The sequence below is a fragment of the Herbinix hemicellulosilytica genome, from assembly GCF_002904165.1.
Lineage (GTDB): Bacteria > Bacillota > Clostridia > Lachnospirales > Lachnospiraceae > Mobilitalea > Mobilitalea hemicellulosilytica.
This window is the reverse complement of record NZ_CVTD020000005.1, coordinates 14,280-31,011: the sequence shown is the minus strand read 5'-3', so window position 1 is coordinate 31,011 and position 16,732 is coordinate 14,280. Positions and strand designations below refer to the sequence as shown.

The 16,732-nt window shown below is 38.7% G+C and carries 10 protein-coding genes; 3 read left to right on the top strand and 7 right to left on the bottom strand.

From position 1 onward, the window contains the following. Positions 1 to 26: 26 nt before the first annotated feature. Positions 27 to 704, bottom strand: coding sequence for a PHP-associated domain-containing protein (locus tag HHT355_RS00415; RefSeq protein ID WP_103201489.1), 678 nt, complete (start codon positions 702 to 704; stop codon positions 27 to 29). Positions 705 to 1,038: 334 nt separating this feature from the next. Between HHT355_RS00415 and HHT355_RS00410 the strand changes: the two genes are divergently transcribed. Together HHT355_RS00410 and HHT355_RS00405 are read left to right on the top strand one after the other, a co-directional pair. Next, complete coding sequence (locus HHT355_RS00410; protein WP_103201488.1) at positions 1,039 to 2,970, top strand: DNA gyrase/topoisomerase IV subunit B; 1,932 nt, start codon at positions 1,039 to 1,041, stop codon at positions 2,968 to 2,970. A 29-nt stretch (positions 2,971 to 2,999) separates the two neighbouring features. Then, positions 3,000 to 5,252, top strand: a complete 2,253-nt coding sequence (locus HHT355_RS00405) for a DNA gyrase/topoisomerase IV subunit A (RefSeq protein ID WP_103201487.1) — start codon at positions 3,000 to 3,002, stop codon at positions 5,250 to 5,252. A 247-nt stretch (positions 5,253 to 5,499) separates the two neighbouring features. Here HHT355_RS00405 and HHT355_RS00400 read toward each other — a convergent pair whose 3' ends face one another. Next, a complete protein-coding gene (locus tag HHT355_RS00400) occupies positions 5,500 to 6,933 on the bottom strand; it encodes a serpin family protein (protein WP_158245842.1) in 1,434 nt (477 codons plus the stop codon). A 458-nt stretch (positions 6,934 to 7,391) separates the two neighbouring features. Further along, on the bottom strand, positions 7,392 to 7,883 hold the full coding sequence (locus HHT355_RS00395) for a hypothetical protein (protein ID WP_103201485.1): 492 nt from the start codon (positions 7,881 to 7,883) through the stop codon (positions 7,392 to 7,394). A gap of 495 nt (positions 7,884 to 8,378) precedes the next feature. Between HHT355_RS00395 and guaA the strand changes: the two genes are divergently transcribed. Then, entirely contained in the window at positions 8,379 to 9,914 is a 1,536-nt protein-coding gene (guaA, locus tag HHT355_RS00390; protein WP_103201484.1) for a glutamine-hydrolyzing GMP synthase, read from the top strand. Between the two features lie 148 nt (positions 9,915 to 10,062). Here the strand turns inward: guaA and HHT355_RS00385 are convergent, their stop codons facing one another. From HHT355_RS00385 to uvrB, 4 genes are all read right to left on the bottom strand, one after another. Beyond that, positions 10,063 to 10,794: an AlkZ-related protein gene (locus HHT355_RS00385; protein WP_330403340.1), complete on the bottom strand. Its 732-nt coding sequence runs from the start codon at positions 10,792 to 10,794 to the stop codon at positions 10,063 to 10,065. Between the two features lie 63 nt (positions 10,795 to 10,857). After that, on the bottom strand, positions 10,858 to 11,439 hold the full coding sequence (gene yfbR / locus HHT355_RS00380; RefSeq protein ID WP_103201482.1) for a 5'-deoxynucleotidase: 582 nt from the start codon (positions 11,437 to 11,439) through the stop codon (positions 10,858 to 10,860). A gap of 145 nt (positions 11,440 to 11,584) precedes the next feature. After that, positions 11,585 to 14,419: an excinuclease ABC subunit UvrA gene (uvrA, locus tag HHT355_RS00375; RefSeq protein ID WP_103201481.1), complete on the bottom strand. Its 2,835-nt coding sequence runs from the start codon at positions 14,417 to 14,419 to the stop codon at positions 11,585 to 11,587. A gap of 158 nt (positions 14,420 to 14,577) precedes the next feature. Further along, positions 14,578 to 16,572: an excinuclease ABC subunit UvrB gene (gene uvrB / locus HHT355_RS00370; protein ID WP_103201480.1), complete on the bottom strand. Its 1,995-nt coding sequence runs from the start codon at positions 16,570 to 16,572 to the stop codon at positions 14,578 to 14,580. Positions 16,573 to 16,732: the final 160 nt, after the last annotated feature.

The window sequence follows — 16,732 nt, the reverse complement described above, 5'->3', positions numbered from 1 at the left end:
TGAATATCGGTTTTAGCTTATGTAATTTAAGTATTCATTATTAATCGGCAGTTACCTGATTTTACATTTTCTATAAAATCCTTTATATCCTTAAGCGGTTTATAAAATGCCATACCGCTTCGCTCCTGTTCAAAGCCGTGGGCATCAGTACCTGCCGTTACAGGCAGCTTGTGTTTCTTAGCGTATTCGCTGGCTTTTTTATCAAATTCTAAATTTCTGTTGCCCACATTGTATACTTCCACCGCATCGACCAAATCCGGAAATAACCTGACTTCTTTTATGTACGGCCTTATTCTGAATGGATGAGCATGAACTACAAATCCTCCGGCTTCATGGATATAACGGTATTGGTCTTCGATTGACCATTCAAGCATTTCGGGATGTTTTTTCATCCATTCATGATTAAGACCATAAATTAAAAATTCTGTACCGTCATAATTGGCTTCCCATCCGAAAAAAACGGACAGGCCGATTTTTTCTCCTTCTTTTTTCGCATTTTCATATCCTTTATAAAATAAATCCACCCGTTCTTCCCAAGGCAAACCGTCAGGAATGGCTGTATTTCCGTTAAAGAAATGATCAGTAACAATTATGCCTGCATATCCTGCTTTTTTATACAACTGCGCCTGCTGTGCTCCTGTCAATATAGCACATGCACTGGCTTCAGCCGTATGAAGATGGGTTTCATATAAATATAAGTCCATATTGACCCCCGGTCCTTTCCGTCATTATTCATATCGTCCTAAAGAATTGTTCCCATTATACATCATTTTAAATCAATTTAAAACCCTTTTTATAATTAATCAAAATTTTCTTTATTTTTGCATAAAATTATAATTTTGATACCTACTTTTTTGCTGTAAAACATCTTTTAAGTTAAGCATCTGTCGGGTTTTATCGATCGCTAAGAGAACATACGATTGCAAAATTACTAGAAAAATACAAACTCTTGTGTTATAATCATGAAGAGCAAACTACATATAGAAATTTTCTAAATATTTATAAATTTTATATATTTAAAAAAGGGGAATATAAACCATGGAACAGTATAGCGGAAGTCAGATCGTTGTTTTGGAAGGACTGGAAGCAGTCCGCAGGCGTCCCGGAATGTACATCGGAAGCACAGGCTCCAGAGGGCTTCACCATCTTGTCTGGGAAATAATAGACAACGGTATAGACGAACATTTGGCAGGATACTGCACACAGATAAATGTTACTCTCCGAAAGGACGGTGGAATAGAAATAGAGGATAACGGCCGCGGAGTACCTGTGGACATTCATCCACAAAAAAACATTCCTACTGCCCGTGTGGTTTATACAATTCTTCATGCAGGGGGCAAATTCGGCCATTCCGTATATAAAGTATCCGGCGGCCTTCACGGTGTAGGTGCCAGCGTCGTTAACGCCCTCTCCAAGCGAATGATTGTAGAAATAAAAAGAGACGGAAATATTTACAGGGATGAATATATAAACGGCGGTCATCCGGTTACGGAACTTGTAGACGGCCTCCTTCCCGTTGTAGGTAAATGCAAGAAGAACGAGACCGGTACAAAAGTTATCTTTTTCCCGGACGATGCCATTTTCGAAACCGTAGAATTTAAAGCCGAAATAATACAAAAAAAACTCAGGGAATTATCCTATTTGAATAAAAATCTGACACTGACTTTTTATGATGAAAATACTGGCATATCACAGACCTATAAGGAAGAACACGGTATCAAGAGCTTTATTTCATATTTGACCAGAGATATGAACGTACTTCATGAGGAGCCTATTTATTTGGAAGGAAAAAGCGGCAACATTGAAGTTGAAATAGCTTTCCAATATACCAATAATTTTGCGGAACAGATAAATTCCTACTGTAACTGTATAAACGTTGTAGACGGCGGGACCCATGTTACCGGATTTAAGACAGGTCTTACCAGGGTTATAAACCAGTATGCCAGGGAACTTGGTGTCCTTAAAGACAAGAATGAGAATTTTGACGGCAAAGACGTCCGAAACGGCATTGTCGCCATAGTATCCATTAAACACCCCGACCCGCAGTTTGAAGGTCAGACCAAGACTAAACTTGGAAATACCGACGCAAAAACTGCGGTTGAGGAAGTCTTTTCCCAGGAAGCCCAGCGCTGGTTTGATAAAAATGTCGAAGTATTAAAAGCTATCCTTGATAATACGATGAAATCCTACAATGCCAGAAAAGCCAGCGACAAGGCAAGAACGGCCATATTAAAGCAGTTAAACGATGTGGATACCAGAAGCAAGCTGGCTTCCTGCTCATCAAAAAAACCGGAAGAATGTGAACTGTATATAGTCGAGGGAGACTCTGCCGGCGGTACAGTAAAGACCGCTAGAAACCGCCGCACCCAGGCAGTTCTTCCTCTTAGGGGTAAAATCCTCAACGTAGAAAAGGCGACCTTAGATAAAATACTGTTAAACAATGAAATAAAATCCATGATTGCGGCATTTGGCTGCGGTATCGGAGAAGATTTTGATATATCAAAGTTAAATTATGATAAAATCATTATCCTTACCGATGCCGATGTAGACGGTTCCCACATCAGTACCCTGCTTTTAACATTCTTCTACCGCTTTATGCCGGACCTTATAAAGGCAGGAAAGATTTACAAAGGTCTTCCGCCTTTGTACAGGGTGGAGTATGAACCCGCATCAAAAAGTAAGAAAAAAAGGGAATTCAAATATCTATACAACGATTTTGAACTGGAAACATTCCGTAAAAATAAGGATTATAAAATTATAAATATCCAGCGGTATAAAGGTCTCGGTGAAATGGACGCCCAGCAGCTTTGGGAGACCACTCTAAATCCTGAAACAAGAGTACTTGCCCAAATAACCATAAGCGACAATATCGAGGCCGATGAGATTACCAATATCCTAATGAGCAGCAATGTTCCTCCGAGGCGTACTTTTATTATGGAAGAAGCAAAATACGCCAAGCTGGATATATAAGCTCCATTAAACTTATATAGGAGGTAACAATGAGTCATCAAAATCAAACCGATCAAATAATTCAACTGGATTATTCCGAAGAAATGAAAAACAGCTATCGGGATTATGCCATGAGCGTAATAGTATCCAGAGCCGTTCCGGACGTAAGGGACGGCCTTAAACCCGTACAGCGAAGAATCCTTTATTCCATGATGGAATTGGGCTTGGAGCCGGATAAACCCCACAGAAAAAGCGCCCGTATCGTCGGTGATACCATGGGTAAATATCACCCCCACGGCGACAGTTCAATTTATGATGCCTTAGTCAACATGACCAAGGATTATTCCCTTATGATTCCTTTGGTAGACGGCCACGGAAACTTCGGTTCCATAGACGGAGACGGTGCTGCTGCCATGCGTTATACAGAAGCCAGGCTTTCGCCCGGAGCCATGGCCCTGCTTGAGCAACTGGACAAAAACCTGGTAGATTTTAACCCGAACTTTGACGGCAGCGAAAAAGAACCTGCGGTTCTTCCTGCCATGATACCAAACCTTCTTATTAACGGTACAACCGGTATCGCCGTCGGTATGGCAACCAATATACCTCCCCATAATCCCGACGAAGTTATAGACGGAATTATAGCTTACATGGATAATCCCGATATAACCGTAAAGGAACTGATGAAATATATTCCCGCTCCGGATTTCCCTACGGGAGGAACCATAATAAATGTGGACGAAATGGAAAAAATCTATACAAGCGGAGAAGGGAAAATCCGGATTCGTGCAAAGACCGAAATAGAAAATGCCGAATACGGAAAGAAAAATATAGTTATTACCGAAATCCCATATACTGTAGCGGGAAACAAGTCAAAGCTGGTTGAAAATCTTTCCAACTTGATTAAGGATAAAGTTTTTGATGAAATAAACGATGTCAGGGACGAATCTTCCAAGGAAGGTATCCGAATAGTCATCGAAGTAAAAAAAGACAGAGACATTCAAAATCTCCTAAACGGTTTATATAAAAAGACCCTTATGGAAGATACATATTCGGTTAATCTCCTTGCCATCAAGAATCAACAGCCGGTATTATTTGACCTGAAAGGTTTAATCAAAGAATTTGTAGATTTCCAAATCGAGCTGTATACCAAAGAATACAACTACCTTCTCGATAAGGCAAAAAACCGTTTGGAGATTGTGGGAGGCTTAATAAGAGCTACCGATATAATCGACCTGATTATCGAAATCCTTCGCGGAAGCTCGTCAGTAAAACAAGCCAAAGATTGTCTTATGAACGGCAATACCGAGGGTATCCGCTTTAAGTCGGAAGCTTCAAAAAAGGAGGCAAGCACCCTAAACTTTACTGAAAGACAAGCCGATGCCATTCTTTCCATGCAGCTTTCAAAATTAATAGGCCTGGAAATTTTAAAGCTGCATGAAGAAGAAGAAAGTTTAAAAGACTCCATAAAAGAATACGAAAAAGTTCTTGGAAGTCAAAAAGAACTGTTTAAAGTAATTAAGAAACGCCTCACAGAATTTAAGAAATTATTCCATTCCCACCGCAGGACCATGCTTATTAACGCTATAACCGAAGATTATGTGGAAGAGAAAAAAGTTGAAGATATATATGTTCTTATTGACCGCTTCGGTTATACCAAATCCATAGATACAAGCAGTTATACCAGGGTCCTTGAAGAAAACCTCAAGGAATACAGCTATATCATACAGATGAAAAATACGGACAAGCTGTGCTGTTTCACGAAGGAAGGTAACATGTTCCAGGTTAAGGCGGAAAATATTCCAAGATGCAAGATGAAAGACAGAGGAGCTTTAATACATACCTTATGTAAACTGGAAAAAGAAGAAGTAATCCTTTATACCTCCTTTGAGCAGCTCTTTGAAGCCCAGCTTTTATTTGTAACAAAGAACGGATATATCAAGATGGTTTCAGGTGCGGAATTTGAAACGAACCGTTCTCAGGTTAATGCCACAAAACTTGAAGACGGAGACGAAGTGATCGGAATAACCTTGCTTTCGGCAGGGGATATATTATCGGGCAATCAAAATGTAATCATTCTTACCGATCAGGGCTTATCCCTTGGCTTCTCCCTTTCGGAAGTACCGGAACTTAAGAAAAACAGCCGAGGTGTTAAGGCTATTAAGCTTAATAAGGACGATTTTGTACGCTTTGCTGCGGTAGTCGGTCCGGATACACAAACAGTTGAATATAACAACAAACCGATAGAAGTTAAGAAGATAAAAATCCGTAACCGTGGAGACAAAGGACAAAAGACTAAGCTGTAAAAGGTTATGATGGGTTATAAAAAACTATATTAAATTATATAAGGCTACGATTAGGTTAATAAGCAGCTAATCTGTAATTATCCATTTATTTAAATTAATAGTTTTTATAAAACATAATTAATTTAATAATAACATAACATAAATAATAGCCCGGAAAATCATGTTAACCGGGCTATTATTATGTTCATCTTATAATAAATGTTATTAATAAAATTTTTCTTAATCATTAGCTTATAGCATATGCCAATTAACTGTTCAAAGGATTTCGGACCACCCCTATCAAAAACGGCAGCTTTTCTTTATATAAAACGTAAATAAAAGGCCTGTTCAAGTTTATTACCGCTTCATCTTCCCCTACTAATCCGGAGTTTGCGAAAAGATTAACCTCCGTATAGGATGAGGCAGAGCAACCGTATTCGTCAATTTTTATCTTTGATGCCTGCTTAATAGCTCCTACAAAAATGTTTTCATCGGTCAGATTTGAAAATGCATTTTCTTCCACATCAAATATTTTATTTATTCCGATTGCCTTTACTGTATCATTTAAATAATTCTCATCAGCATATGCAAATTTCGGTATGCTGAGCTTAACTTTTCCGATAGTAGTTTGGTAATTTGCCCAGTTGTAAATAATATCGGCAAGTTTACCCTCCTTACGTAAAAAATCTTCTACCTCTATTCCTTCGTCCGGAAGAATAAATAACATATTCGATTTATCCTTTAAGTGTAAATATGTTGATATAAAGTCTTCACCTTTAAGAAATGAGTAAGGCTCTTCTTCCATATTCATAAATTCACACAGTACCTTACTGTTATCGCTGCAAGTAAAGTAATCCTCAGATGTACTTTCTTCGTCAAATTCTGTAATCCATTCTTCATAATAATCCAAGGTATTTAACGCAACAAAGGTAGCTCCCGTGTAAGATAAATCACTGTAATCGGGCTTAAATCCTTGGTTGGTATTTTGGGATACCCAATCGGTCATCATTTGCTGGAATTCAGCATCCTGAAAATCGCCCTTAAATATTTCAGTTCCGTATTTATCCCTGACCGTTGAAAGAATATCATCTTTATACTTGATATTATCATTCAGCCACAACGAATTTTTTATCTTAACTCTGCCTACGTTTAGATATCTCTTATCAAGGGCAGATATAGCTTTATTCAATTCAGTTCTGTTGCTGTCAATAGCACTGAAACCCAATGCTTTTTGCATCTCTTCCCAGGCTTCGCCACCGGTCAGTTCCGCAAGCACAGACATAGCCAGATACAGGTTAAAAGGAGCATAAAGCTGATTATCCCGGCTTTTGCTGCAAAAGATATGCACAGCGGTTTGCTCGGTGAAGTCGTAATATTTTTGTATAAACTCGCTGCTTACATTATCATCGTTCAAGGCTTCTTTAACATAAGATGTTTCTTCAATATCTTCTGCTGTATTTTCTTCCGTTGCAATATCCTCTGTTGCAATGTCTTTTACAATTCCTACCCCTGCCTTGTCTGTATTTACGACAGCATCATCTTCATTGTCTGCTATGGTGCCTTCTGTATTATTTGTAATTTCATCATTATTCCCATAAACCGGTTCTGCTTCGTTCTTTGCCGAACATGCGCAGATAAATAAACATGCTGTTATTATAATAAAGCAGAATATATAATTTTTGACTGATTTTAAACTGTTCAAAAATCCTTCTCCTTTCGTACAGATTGTTAATTAGATAAAACAACAATTTTCAGCATGTAAGTTAAAATACGGATTACATACATAATATCATATTATGTATAAAATTTCCATCATAATACCGGTTTAACACAGCGTTAAATTAAATATGAAATTTATCTACATAAGCATATAAAGCAAAGAAAAAAATCCACCGTACGGCCGATATAACGTTCTTTTATAATATTAGCTATTGTCATATCATCTTCAACAATAAGTATTTTGTATATATTCACGCCCTCATAAACTTTAGATAATATTTTATTATAAATCATCATCCCGGTAGTCAGATCTTAATATGCAAGCATACATCAGCAATTGCGCTAACAAAAATTATTTTTAAGAAAAAAATCAAGCCCTGTCTTTACGGATATGATAAAAGACAGGACTTGAAAAAGAGATGTGAGGGTACAAAGCGATTGTTATATTATCTTCTTTTCTATAAAATCATTTGAAAAATCAATAAACTCTTTGGTTTTGGCAAAGTTGTAATTAAAGTATGAGTCCTTTTTATCAGGGTCTGTTTTTGTATACTGAATCGGCAGCTTCTTAATCAGTTCCTCCATTCGGTCAGCCAAATCTTCAAGCGTAATCAAATATTCAAAAATTTTGTTGTTCAAATCTTTATCTTCATTTAATAAAGCCATTTCCAGCCTGTATGACAAATCAGCAATCTTTTCTCCCCCTATAGTGTGCATCATTCTTCTTAATGTCTGGGTAATCATTCGTAAACCTTCATATTCTTCTGTTTCTGTCATGTTTCTTAGAATAGGAAGCTTTGATTTGACGCTTTTTAACGTCGCCAATAATGCCTTTGAATAATTCTCCATATTATGAAGGTAATAATCATACCCCTTATAAAAATCAATCTCCGGCACTATATCAAACAGATTTTGCATATAGTGTCTAAACATATTATAACCCCCCAAATAAACCGAAAACATTCACTTAAGAAACTTTAAAACTTAAAAAACACTTTTATATCCTAACATATTAGTCAAGCAATATAACCCCTTTAAACATTATAAAAGCATATTTATTTTAATTTATGTCCTATATAACCTGATTTGATTATGTAATAATGTATGAAAAGTTTGACTTTTTTATAAAAAATCAGAATATACCATATATTGTAACATAACAGGATAATAATAACATTATACAGTGGTTTTGTAAATAAAAATTTTTAAATATAAGAATATTTTCCCATATATTCCTTGAAATTATAAATTTTATTCATTATTAACATCATTAGTAAATAAAAACATTAAAATTTTTAATATATAAAAAAACGACAGGGCTTGCGGATTACATCAAAATGATGTATTATAAATCATAATTTTTAGGTATAAAAGTCTGTCCAAATATACATAAATTGAAGTTTATATGACAAATTAGGAGGTTGAACAGTGGATAAAGAATTAGTAATTGTACTTGACTTTGGGGGGCAGTATAATCAGCTTATAGCAAGACGTGTAAGGGAGTTTAACGTATATTGTGAAGTACTGCCATATAATACAGATATTGAAGTTATAAAGGAAAAGGCTCCAAAAGGAATAATTTTTACCGGAGGTGCCAACAGCGTATATGAACCTGATGCACCAAGCTGCGATCCTAAAATTTTTGAATTAGGAATACCTATACTTGGGATATGCTATGGTTGCCAGCTTATGAGTCATCTAAACGGCGGTAAAGTCGGCAAGGCGCCAAAAAGGGAATACGGCAAAACAGAAATAGAAGTAGATTCAAGTTCCAAACTTTTTGAAAATGTAACCCGAAATACAACCTGCCTAATGAGTCATACGGATTATATAGAAACTGTTGCTCCGGGCTTTCGGGTCATTGCAAAATCCGAATCCTGTCCCGTTGCTGCCATAGAAAATCCTGAAAAGAACTTATACGGTGTACAGTTCCATCCCGAGGTGGAACATACACCCGAAGGTGTTCTGATGCTGAAAAACTTTTTATTTAAAATTTGCGGTTGTACAGGCGATTGGACTATGTCATCCTTTGTTGATATGTCAGTCCGTTATTTAAAAGAAAAAATCGGAGATAAAAAGGTTTTATGTGCCTTATCAGGCGGAGTTGATTCATCCGTATCGGCTGTTTTGGTAAGCAAGGCTGTCGGGAAACAGCTTACATGTATATTTGTAGATCACGGTCTTTTAAGAAAAAACGAGGCCGATGAAGTTGAAGAAGTGTTTACGAAAAAATTTGACGTAAATTTCATCCGTGTAAATGCTCAACAGCGTTTTTATGATAAACTGGCAGGAGTCACCGATCCCGAAAGTAAGAGAAAAATAATCGGTGAAGAATTCATAAGGGTATTTGAAGAAGAAGCAAAAAAAATTGGCAAAGTAGATTATCTGGTTCAGGGAACCATCTATCCTGACGTAATAGAAAGCGGCCTCGGTAAGTCTGCGGTTATAAAAAGCCATCATAATGTAGGCGGCCTTCCCGATTATGTAGATTTTAAAGAAATCATTGAGCCTTTAAGAGATTTATTTAAAGACGAAGTAAGAAGAGTCGGTCTTGAGCTTGGGATGCCTGAACATCTGGTATATCGCCAGCCTTTCCCGGGACCCGGACTTGCCGTACGTATAATCGGAGAAGTAACACCCGAAAAAGTCAAGATTCTTCAGGAAGCAGACTATATTTACCGGGAAGAAATTGCAAAAGCCGGGCTGGACAGAAAAATCAGCCAATATTTTGCTGTCTTAACAAATTTAAGAAGTGTCGGTGTTATGGGGGACGAAAGGACCTATGATTATACCGTTGCCTTAAGGGCAGTAACAACAACCGACTTTATGACGGCAGAATATGTGGAAATTCCCTGGGAAGTACTTGGCCGCATATCAAGGAAAATTGTTAACGAAGTAAAACATGTAAACCGTATTTGCTATGACATCACAGGTAAGCCTCCTGCTACGATTGAATGGGAGTAGAAAATATATTAAAAATATAGGTTAGTATAATTAGTATATCCTGCAAGCAATTTAGTTTGCAGGATTTTTCTTGAATTCATACATAAAGTGGACGGTCCCTTTTATACTTGTGTGTATGTCAGGAACCGTCCCATTGTTTTAATTTCACTTATTTAATTAATTTCTCTGCCTCTTTTGGCTTTGCATCCGGAAACAGCTTGAGCAAGTGATTTATAATAATATCCTTTGCCTCTTGTGCCGAAAGATGATATGCGCTGCGGACATAATCCCCGCCGTATATATTTTCGCTTAGGGTATAATCCGCTACAGCCCAGCCGTATTCCTGGTTTTTTTTGTTCTTTTTTCTTCTGAAGCTGCGGATAAGGACATAGGTCTGCATTTGAAGAGATGTTAACGTCCCTTCAAAGTTTTTTTCACCACCCTTATTAAAACCTGCCAGCTTTTTTAATTCATAAGACGCCACCCTGTCATATTTGCTTAAAACATCTATAATTTTCTTTTGCCTTATACTTGCAAGCCCATCCTCATACCTGCTGTCAAAATCATATCCGTCTCTACGGTATGCCGCAAATATAGGGAACCATTCTTTAGATATAAAACCTGCCCTGTTACAAAAGAGTTTTCCGTAAGCAATATCGCTTTTTTCGGCAATGATTCCTCTCCACTCCCAGGGGTCCTCCACAGGATCTCCCGACCACCAGGCATCCCTGGCTGTCATTTCCTCCAAAGAAAACCCTTCTACTTCACCTTTAAAAAAAGGGAGAAAACCTACTTTATTTATGTATTCTTTCAGTTCTTCAACATTTTTTATTCGCCTGTCGTCGTTTCGATCCAAGCCTTCCATAATCCATTGGCCGTTGGCAACAATCACTATCTTCACCTCTCTTTCCAATAAAGAGCCAAAAGGTACTTATAGTGCCTTATTGATTACACCCTTAAATCATCAGTTTAACTCATCCAATGTCTTATTGTATGCCGGTAAAAATTCTTCCATAAATATATCCGCTTCTTTCAGTTTCATATTTCTAAGCTGGTCATAAAGCGATTTTTTTGCCAATACGAACTCTCTATTTCCGGCTTTCTCCTCTTCTATACATTTTATCAAAGCAGATATTTTATCCGCTGCCTTTACCAGCTTACGTAAATATAAATCTTCTTCCGACGCAAAAAAGATATCTTCGTAATATTTTTTCAAATAATCCGGCAACATACAGAATAGTTTTTCTGCCGCATCCTTTTCCACCTCTTTAAAAGCCCCCTGAATATTTTTATTAAAATACTTAATAGGAGTAGGCATATCACCTGTTATTATTTCGGTGGCATCATGGTATATTCCAAGGACTGCTGCTTTTTCCGCATTTAAATTATTGCCAAGCCGTTCATTGCTGATAACAGCCAGAGCGTGGGCAAGCATAGCGACCTCTAGGGAATGCTCGCTTAAATTCTCCTGCCTGGAGTTACGCATAAGCGACCAGCGTTCTATAAATTTCATTCTTGATATCATGGCAAAAAAATTAGATACCATATGTAACTCTCCCAACAGTTTATATTCCAAAAGGACATTAAAGATATTTCATCTTTAATGCCCTTGTGACATATGAATAATTTATAATCGATTTAATATTTATCAATTTAAAATTAATCTTATTCAGACCATATTTGCAACAAACTTATCCCTGTAAATATTTCTTCAGGTATTGACCGGTATAGGACTTCTCATTTTGAGCCACTTCTTCCGGAGTTCCGCAGGCTACAACAGTCCCACCCTTATCTCCGCCTTCCGGCCCCATGTCAATAATATAATCCGCTGTCTTTATAACATCCAAATTGTGTTCTATTACGACTACGGTATTTCCCGATTCGCAGAATCTCTTTAAAATGTCAATCAGTTTATGAACATCGGCAAAATGAAGTCCGGTTGTAGGTTCGTCCAGTATATAAATGGTTCTTCCCGTACTTCTCTTGCTCAGCTCAGTTGCCAGTTTAATTCTCTGGGCTTCACCGCCGGAAAGGGTTGTGGATGGATGTCCGAGCCTGATATAGGACAGGCCTACATCATACAAAGTCTGTATCTTTCTTTTTATAGACGGAATATTTTCAAAGAACTTTAACGCTTCTTCCACAGTCATGTTAAGTACATCATATATGCTCTTGCCCTTATATTTTACCTCCAGGGTTTCCCTGTTGTATCTTTTCCCGTTACAAACTTCACAGGGAACATAAATATCGGGAAGGAAGTTCATCTCTATCTTTATAATACCGTCTCCGCTGCAGGCTTCGCAGCGTCCACCTTTTACATTGAAGCTGAATCTTCCTTTGGTATACCCTCGCATCTTGGCATCCGGAGTTGCAGCAAACAAATCCCTGATTTGATCAAACACTCCGGTATAAGTAGCAGGATTTGACCTGGGTGTCCTTCCTATAGGGGATTGGTCAATATTTATAACTTTGTCCAATTGGTCTATACCTAGTATATCTTTGTGAGCTCCGGGTATCGTATGGGCCCGATTAAGTTCTCTGGCCAGTTTTTTATACAGAATTTCATTTATAAGTGAACTCTTTCCCGAACCGGACACGCCTGTAATACAGGTCATCACTCCCAAAGGTATATCTACGTTTATGTGTTTAAGGTTATTTTCATGTGCATCCACAATAGTAAGGAATCCCGTAGGTTTACGTCTCTCTTTGGGTACAGGAATTTTTATTCTACCGCTAAGATATGCACCGGTAATGGAATTCTCAGCCTTAATAATATCTTCTACCGTACCCTCGGCAACAACCATTCCACCGTGTTCACCGGCTCCGGGTCCTATATCCACAATATGGTCTGCCGCATACATGGTATCCAGATCATGCTCTACCACTATCAGGGTATTTCCTAAATCCCTCAAATCCTGCAAAGCCTTAATCAGCTTATCGTTATCTCTCTGATGAAGCCCTATGCTGGGCTCGTCCAGTATATACGCCACGCCTACCAAACCGGAACCGATTTGCGTAGCCAGTCGGATTCTTTGAGCCTCTCCTCCGGACAAAGTCCCTGTAGACCTGGCAAGAGTAAGATAATCCAGGCCTACACTTATCAGGAACTTCAACCTGGCTTTAATTTCTTTCAATATCATCTCACCGATCTTCATCTGCATATCGGTAAGTTCTATGTTTTCCATAAATTCAGCCAGGTCACGGACGGACATTTCCGTCATCTCAGCTATATTTTTGCCGCCTACGGTAACGGCAAGTGCTTCTTTTCTGAGCCTTTTACCGTTACAGGAGCTGCATGGAATAGTTCTCATAAATGTTTCATATTCCTGTTTTGCTGTTTCTGATGAAGTTTCCCTGTAACGTCTTTCAACATTCTTTATAAGGCCTTCAAAAGTAACGTCATACACTCCATGCCCTCTCTGGCTTTTGTAGTGAACCTGTACAGATTTCCCGCCGGTACCGTACATGAAAATATCCTTTACATGCTGGGGCAGGTCTTTATAAGGGGTATTTAAGTCAAAATCATACGCTTTGGCCATAGCTTCCAAAATACTTCTTGTGAAACTCCCTTTATCCTTGACGGATTGCCAGCCGGGAGCTGCAATGGCCCCACCTATAAGGCTTAAATCTTTATCAGGAATAAGAAGGTCCTCATCAAATTCCATTCTGATTCCCAGCCCGTGGCACTCAGGACAAGCCCCGAAAGGATTGTTGAATGAAAATACCCTGGGCTCCAGTTCTTCTATACTTATGCCGCAATCTGGACAGGCAAAATTTTGGCTGAATTGCATAGGCTCACCGCCTACTACATCCACGATCATAAGGCCGTCGGCAAGCTTTAGCACATTTTCAATAGAATCTGTCAGCCTTTGCTCTATGCCCTCTTTAATAACCAAACGGTCAACAATTATTTCAATATTATGCTTTATATTCTTGTCCAAGCTTATTTCTTCACTTAAATCATAAATACTTCCGTCAACTCTTACCCTGACATATCCGCTGCGCTTTGCCTGTTCAAACAGTTTTGCATGAGCCCCTTTACGTCCCCGTACCACAGGAGCCAAAAGCTGGATTCTGGTTCCTTCGGGAAGGCTCATTATCTCATCAACCATCTGGTCCACGCTTTGCTTTTTTATTTCCATTCCGCAATTGGGACAATGTGGGATACCTACCCTGGCAAATAAAAGCCGCAGGTAATCGTAAATTTCCGTAACAGTTCCGACCGTGGATCTGGGGTTGCGGTTTGTCGATTTCTGATCGATTGATATAGCCGGAGGCAGGCCTTCTATGCTTTCCACATCGGGTTTCTCCATTTGCCCCAAGAACTGTCTGGCATAAGAAGACAACGATTCCATATATCTTCTTTGCCCTTCGGCATATATGGTATCAAAAGCCAGGGATGATTTTCCTGACCCTGAAAGGCCTGTAAGAACTACCAGCTGATCTCTGGGTATATTTACATCAATGTTCTTTAAATTATTTTCTTTAGCTCCTCTTATTCTGATATATTTTTTTTGATCTGACATAATTTCACCTGTTTCGTTAAATCGTATATCTGTGCATTTTAATTCGTAAAGTTTATAAATATATATAATACTTTAAATAAAATTAATAGGTATATTTAATTTCTATAATATCGTAGCGGACAAGCTTTCAATGCCATCCGATAAAAGATATTTTTCCGTTATTTATTTTCTCCTTCCAGTTCAAGCAGGTGTTTTTTTATCTCTATCATCTTATCACGCAACTCGGCAGCCAGCTCAAAGTTAAGTTCCGCAGCCGCAGCATGCATTTGCTTGGTAATCTTTTTAACCAGCTCGTTTAATTCCTGCTTTGACATGGATTCTAAATCTTTTTCAATCTCATTGATATTCTGGTCAATCTTTTTAGATATGCTTATCAAATCCCGTACCTTTTTCTGTATGGTTGTAGGTGTAATTCCGTGTTTAAGGTTATATTCATGCTGTATCTTTCTTCTGCGGTTAGTCTCACCGATTGCGTTTCGCATGGCTTCGGTTATAATATCGGCATACATGATAACCCGGCCTTGGGCGTTTCGGGCGGCTCTTCCTATGGTCTGTATCAAAGATGTTTCAGACCGTAAGAAACCTTCCTTGTCGGCGTCAAGAATTGCCACCAGTCCAACTTCCGGTATATCAAGGCCTTCCCTTAAAAGATTTATACCTACAAGAACATCAAACAAATCCATTCTCATGTCCCTGATTATTTCCGACCGCTCCAGGGTATCAATATCGGAATGCAGATATTTTACCCTGATGCCGACTTCTCTTAAGTAAGAAGTCAGATCCTCGGCCATTCTCTTAGTCAGGGTAGTTACAAGAACTTTATTCTTTTTCTCAATTTCTTTTCGGATCTCTCCAAGCAGATCATCAATCTGACCTTCAACCGGCCGAACGGAAACTTCCGGATCCAAAAGGCCGGTAGGCCGTATAACCTGTTCCACCCGAAGCTGTTCGTGCTCTCTTTCGTATTCTGCTGGTGTGGCTGAAACAAACAGTATCTGATTTATCTTGCTTTCGAATTCCTCAAAATTAAGGGGCCTGTTATCCAGAGCCGAAGGCAGTCTGAAACCGTAATCCACCAGTGTTTGCTTTCTGGACCTGTCCCCTGCATACATTCCCCTTATCTGCGGAATTGTCATATGGGATTCGTCTACGATTATCAGAAAATCATCCGGAAAATAATCAATAAGCGTATGGGGAGGTTGTCCGGGTTTCAATCCGGTAAGGTGCCTGGAGTAATTCTCGATACCTGAGCAAAAACCCGTCTCCCTGAGCATCTCTATATCAAAATATGTTCTTTCGGCTATTCTCTGAGCTTCAAGCAGCTTGTCCTCGCTCTTAAAGTAACGGATTCTCTCTTCTAATTCTGCCTCTATATTTTTTATCGCTATCTCCAACTGTTCCGGTGCCACTACATAGTGGGATGCGGGAAATATGGCTATGTGCTTTAAGCTGCTTTTTATCTCACCCGTAAGTACATCTATCTCCAATATCCTGTCCACTTCATCTCCAAAGAATTCTACCCTTACAGCTACATCTGCGGAGGAAGCTGGGAATATCTCTACCACGTCACCCCGTACTCTGAAAGAGCCGCGTTTAAAGTCCATATCATTCCTTACATACTGTATGTCTATAAGTTTTCTTAACACTTCATCCCTGTCTTTTATCATCCCCGGCCGCAAAGACAGAACCATGTTCTGGTAATCTATAGGACTACCCAGTCCGTAAATACAGGATACACTGGCCACAACTATAACATCTCTTCGCTCTGTCAGCGCTGCCGTAGCGGAGTGACGCAGTTTGTCAATCTCGTCATTGATAGATGAATCCTTTTCTATATAGGTATCCGTTGACGGTACATATGCTTCCGGCTGATAATAATCATAGTAGCTTACAAAATATTCAACTGCATTTTCCGGAAAAAATTCTTTAAATTCTCCGTATAACTGAGCCGCAAGGGTTTTATTATGAGCTATGACTAAGGTAGGTTTTTGGAGTTTTTGTATAACATTGGCCATGGTAAAGGTTTTTCCCGATCCTGTTACCCCAAGCAATGTCTGATATTTGTTACCTTTTTTGAAGCCTTCCACCAAAGCCTGTATGGCTTGGGGCTGATCTCCCGTCGGGGAAAACTCGGAAACCAGCTTAAACTCCATAACGACACCTTCCTTTCATAGTTACCTGCATATTTCGTATAACACTTGATAAAATAATAATACTTTCTAATATATTCGGTTGTTTATTAATTTACAAACCAATCTGCCCTTCATCAAGCTTAGGGATCTAATAATCATAAGTTTATATAAAATGTATTTT

Bases quoted from the DNA above. Each gene is read 5' to 3' on its own strand.
- HHT355_RS00415 (WP_103201489.1), bottom strand. From the start codon at position 704: ATGGACTTATATTTATATGAAACCCATCTTCATACGGCTGAAGCCAGT.
- HHT355_RS00410 (WP_103201488.1), top strand. From the start codon at position 1,039: ATGGAACAGTATAGCGGAAGTCAGATCGTTGTTTTGGAAGGACTGGAA.
- HHT355_RS00405 (WP_103201487.1), top strand. From the start codon at position 3,000: ATGAGTCATCAAAATCAAACCGATCAAATAATTCAACTGGATTATTCC.
- HHT355_RS00395 (WP_103201485.1), bottom strand. From the start codon at position 7,883: ATGTTTAGACACTATATGCAAAATCTGTTTGATATAGTGCCGGAGATT.
- yfbR (WP_103201482.1), bottom strand. From the start codon at position 11,439: ATGGTATCTAATTTTTTTGCCATGATATCAAGAATGAAATTTATAGAA.
- uvrA (WP_103201481.1), bottom strand. From the start codon at position 14,419: ATGTCAGATCAAAAAAAATATATCAGAATAAGAGGAGCTAAAGAAAAT.
- uvrB (WP_103201480.1), bottom strand. From the start codon at position 16,572: ATGGAGTTTAAGCTGGTTTCCGAGTTTTCCCCGACGGGAGATCAGCCC.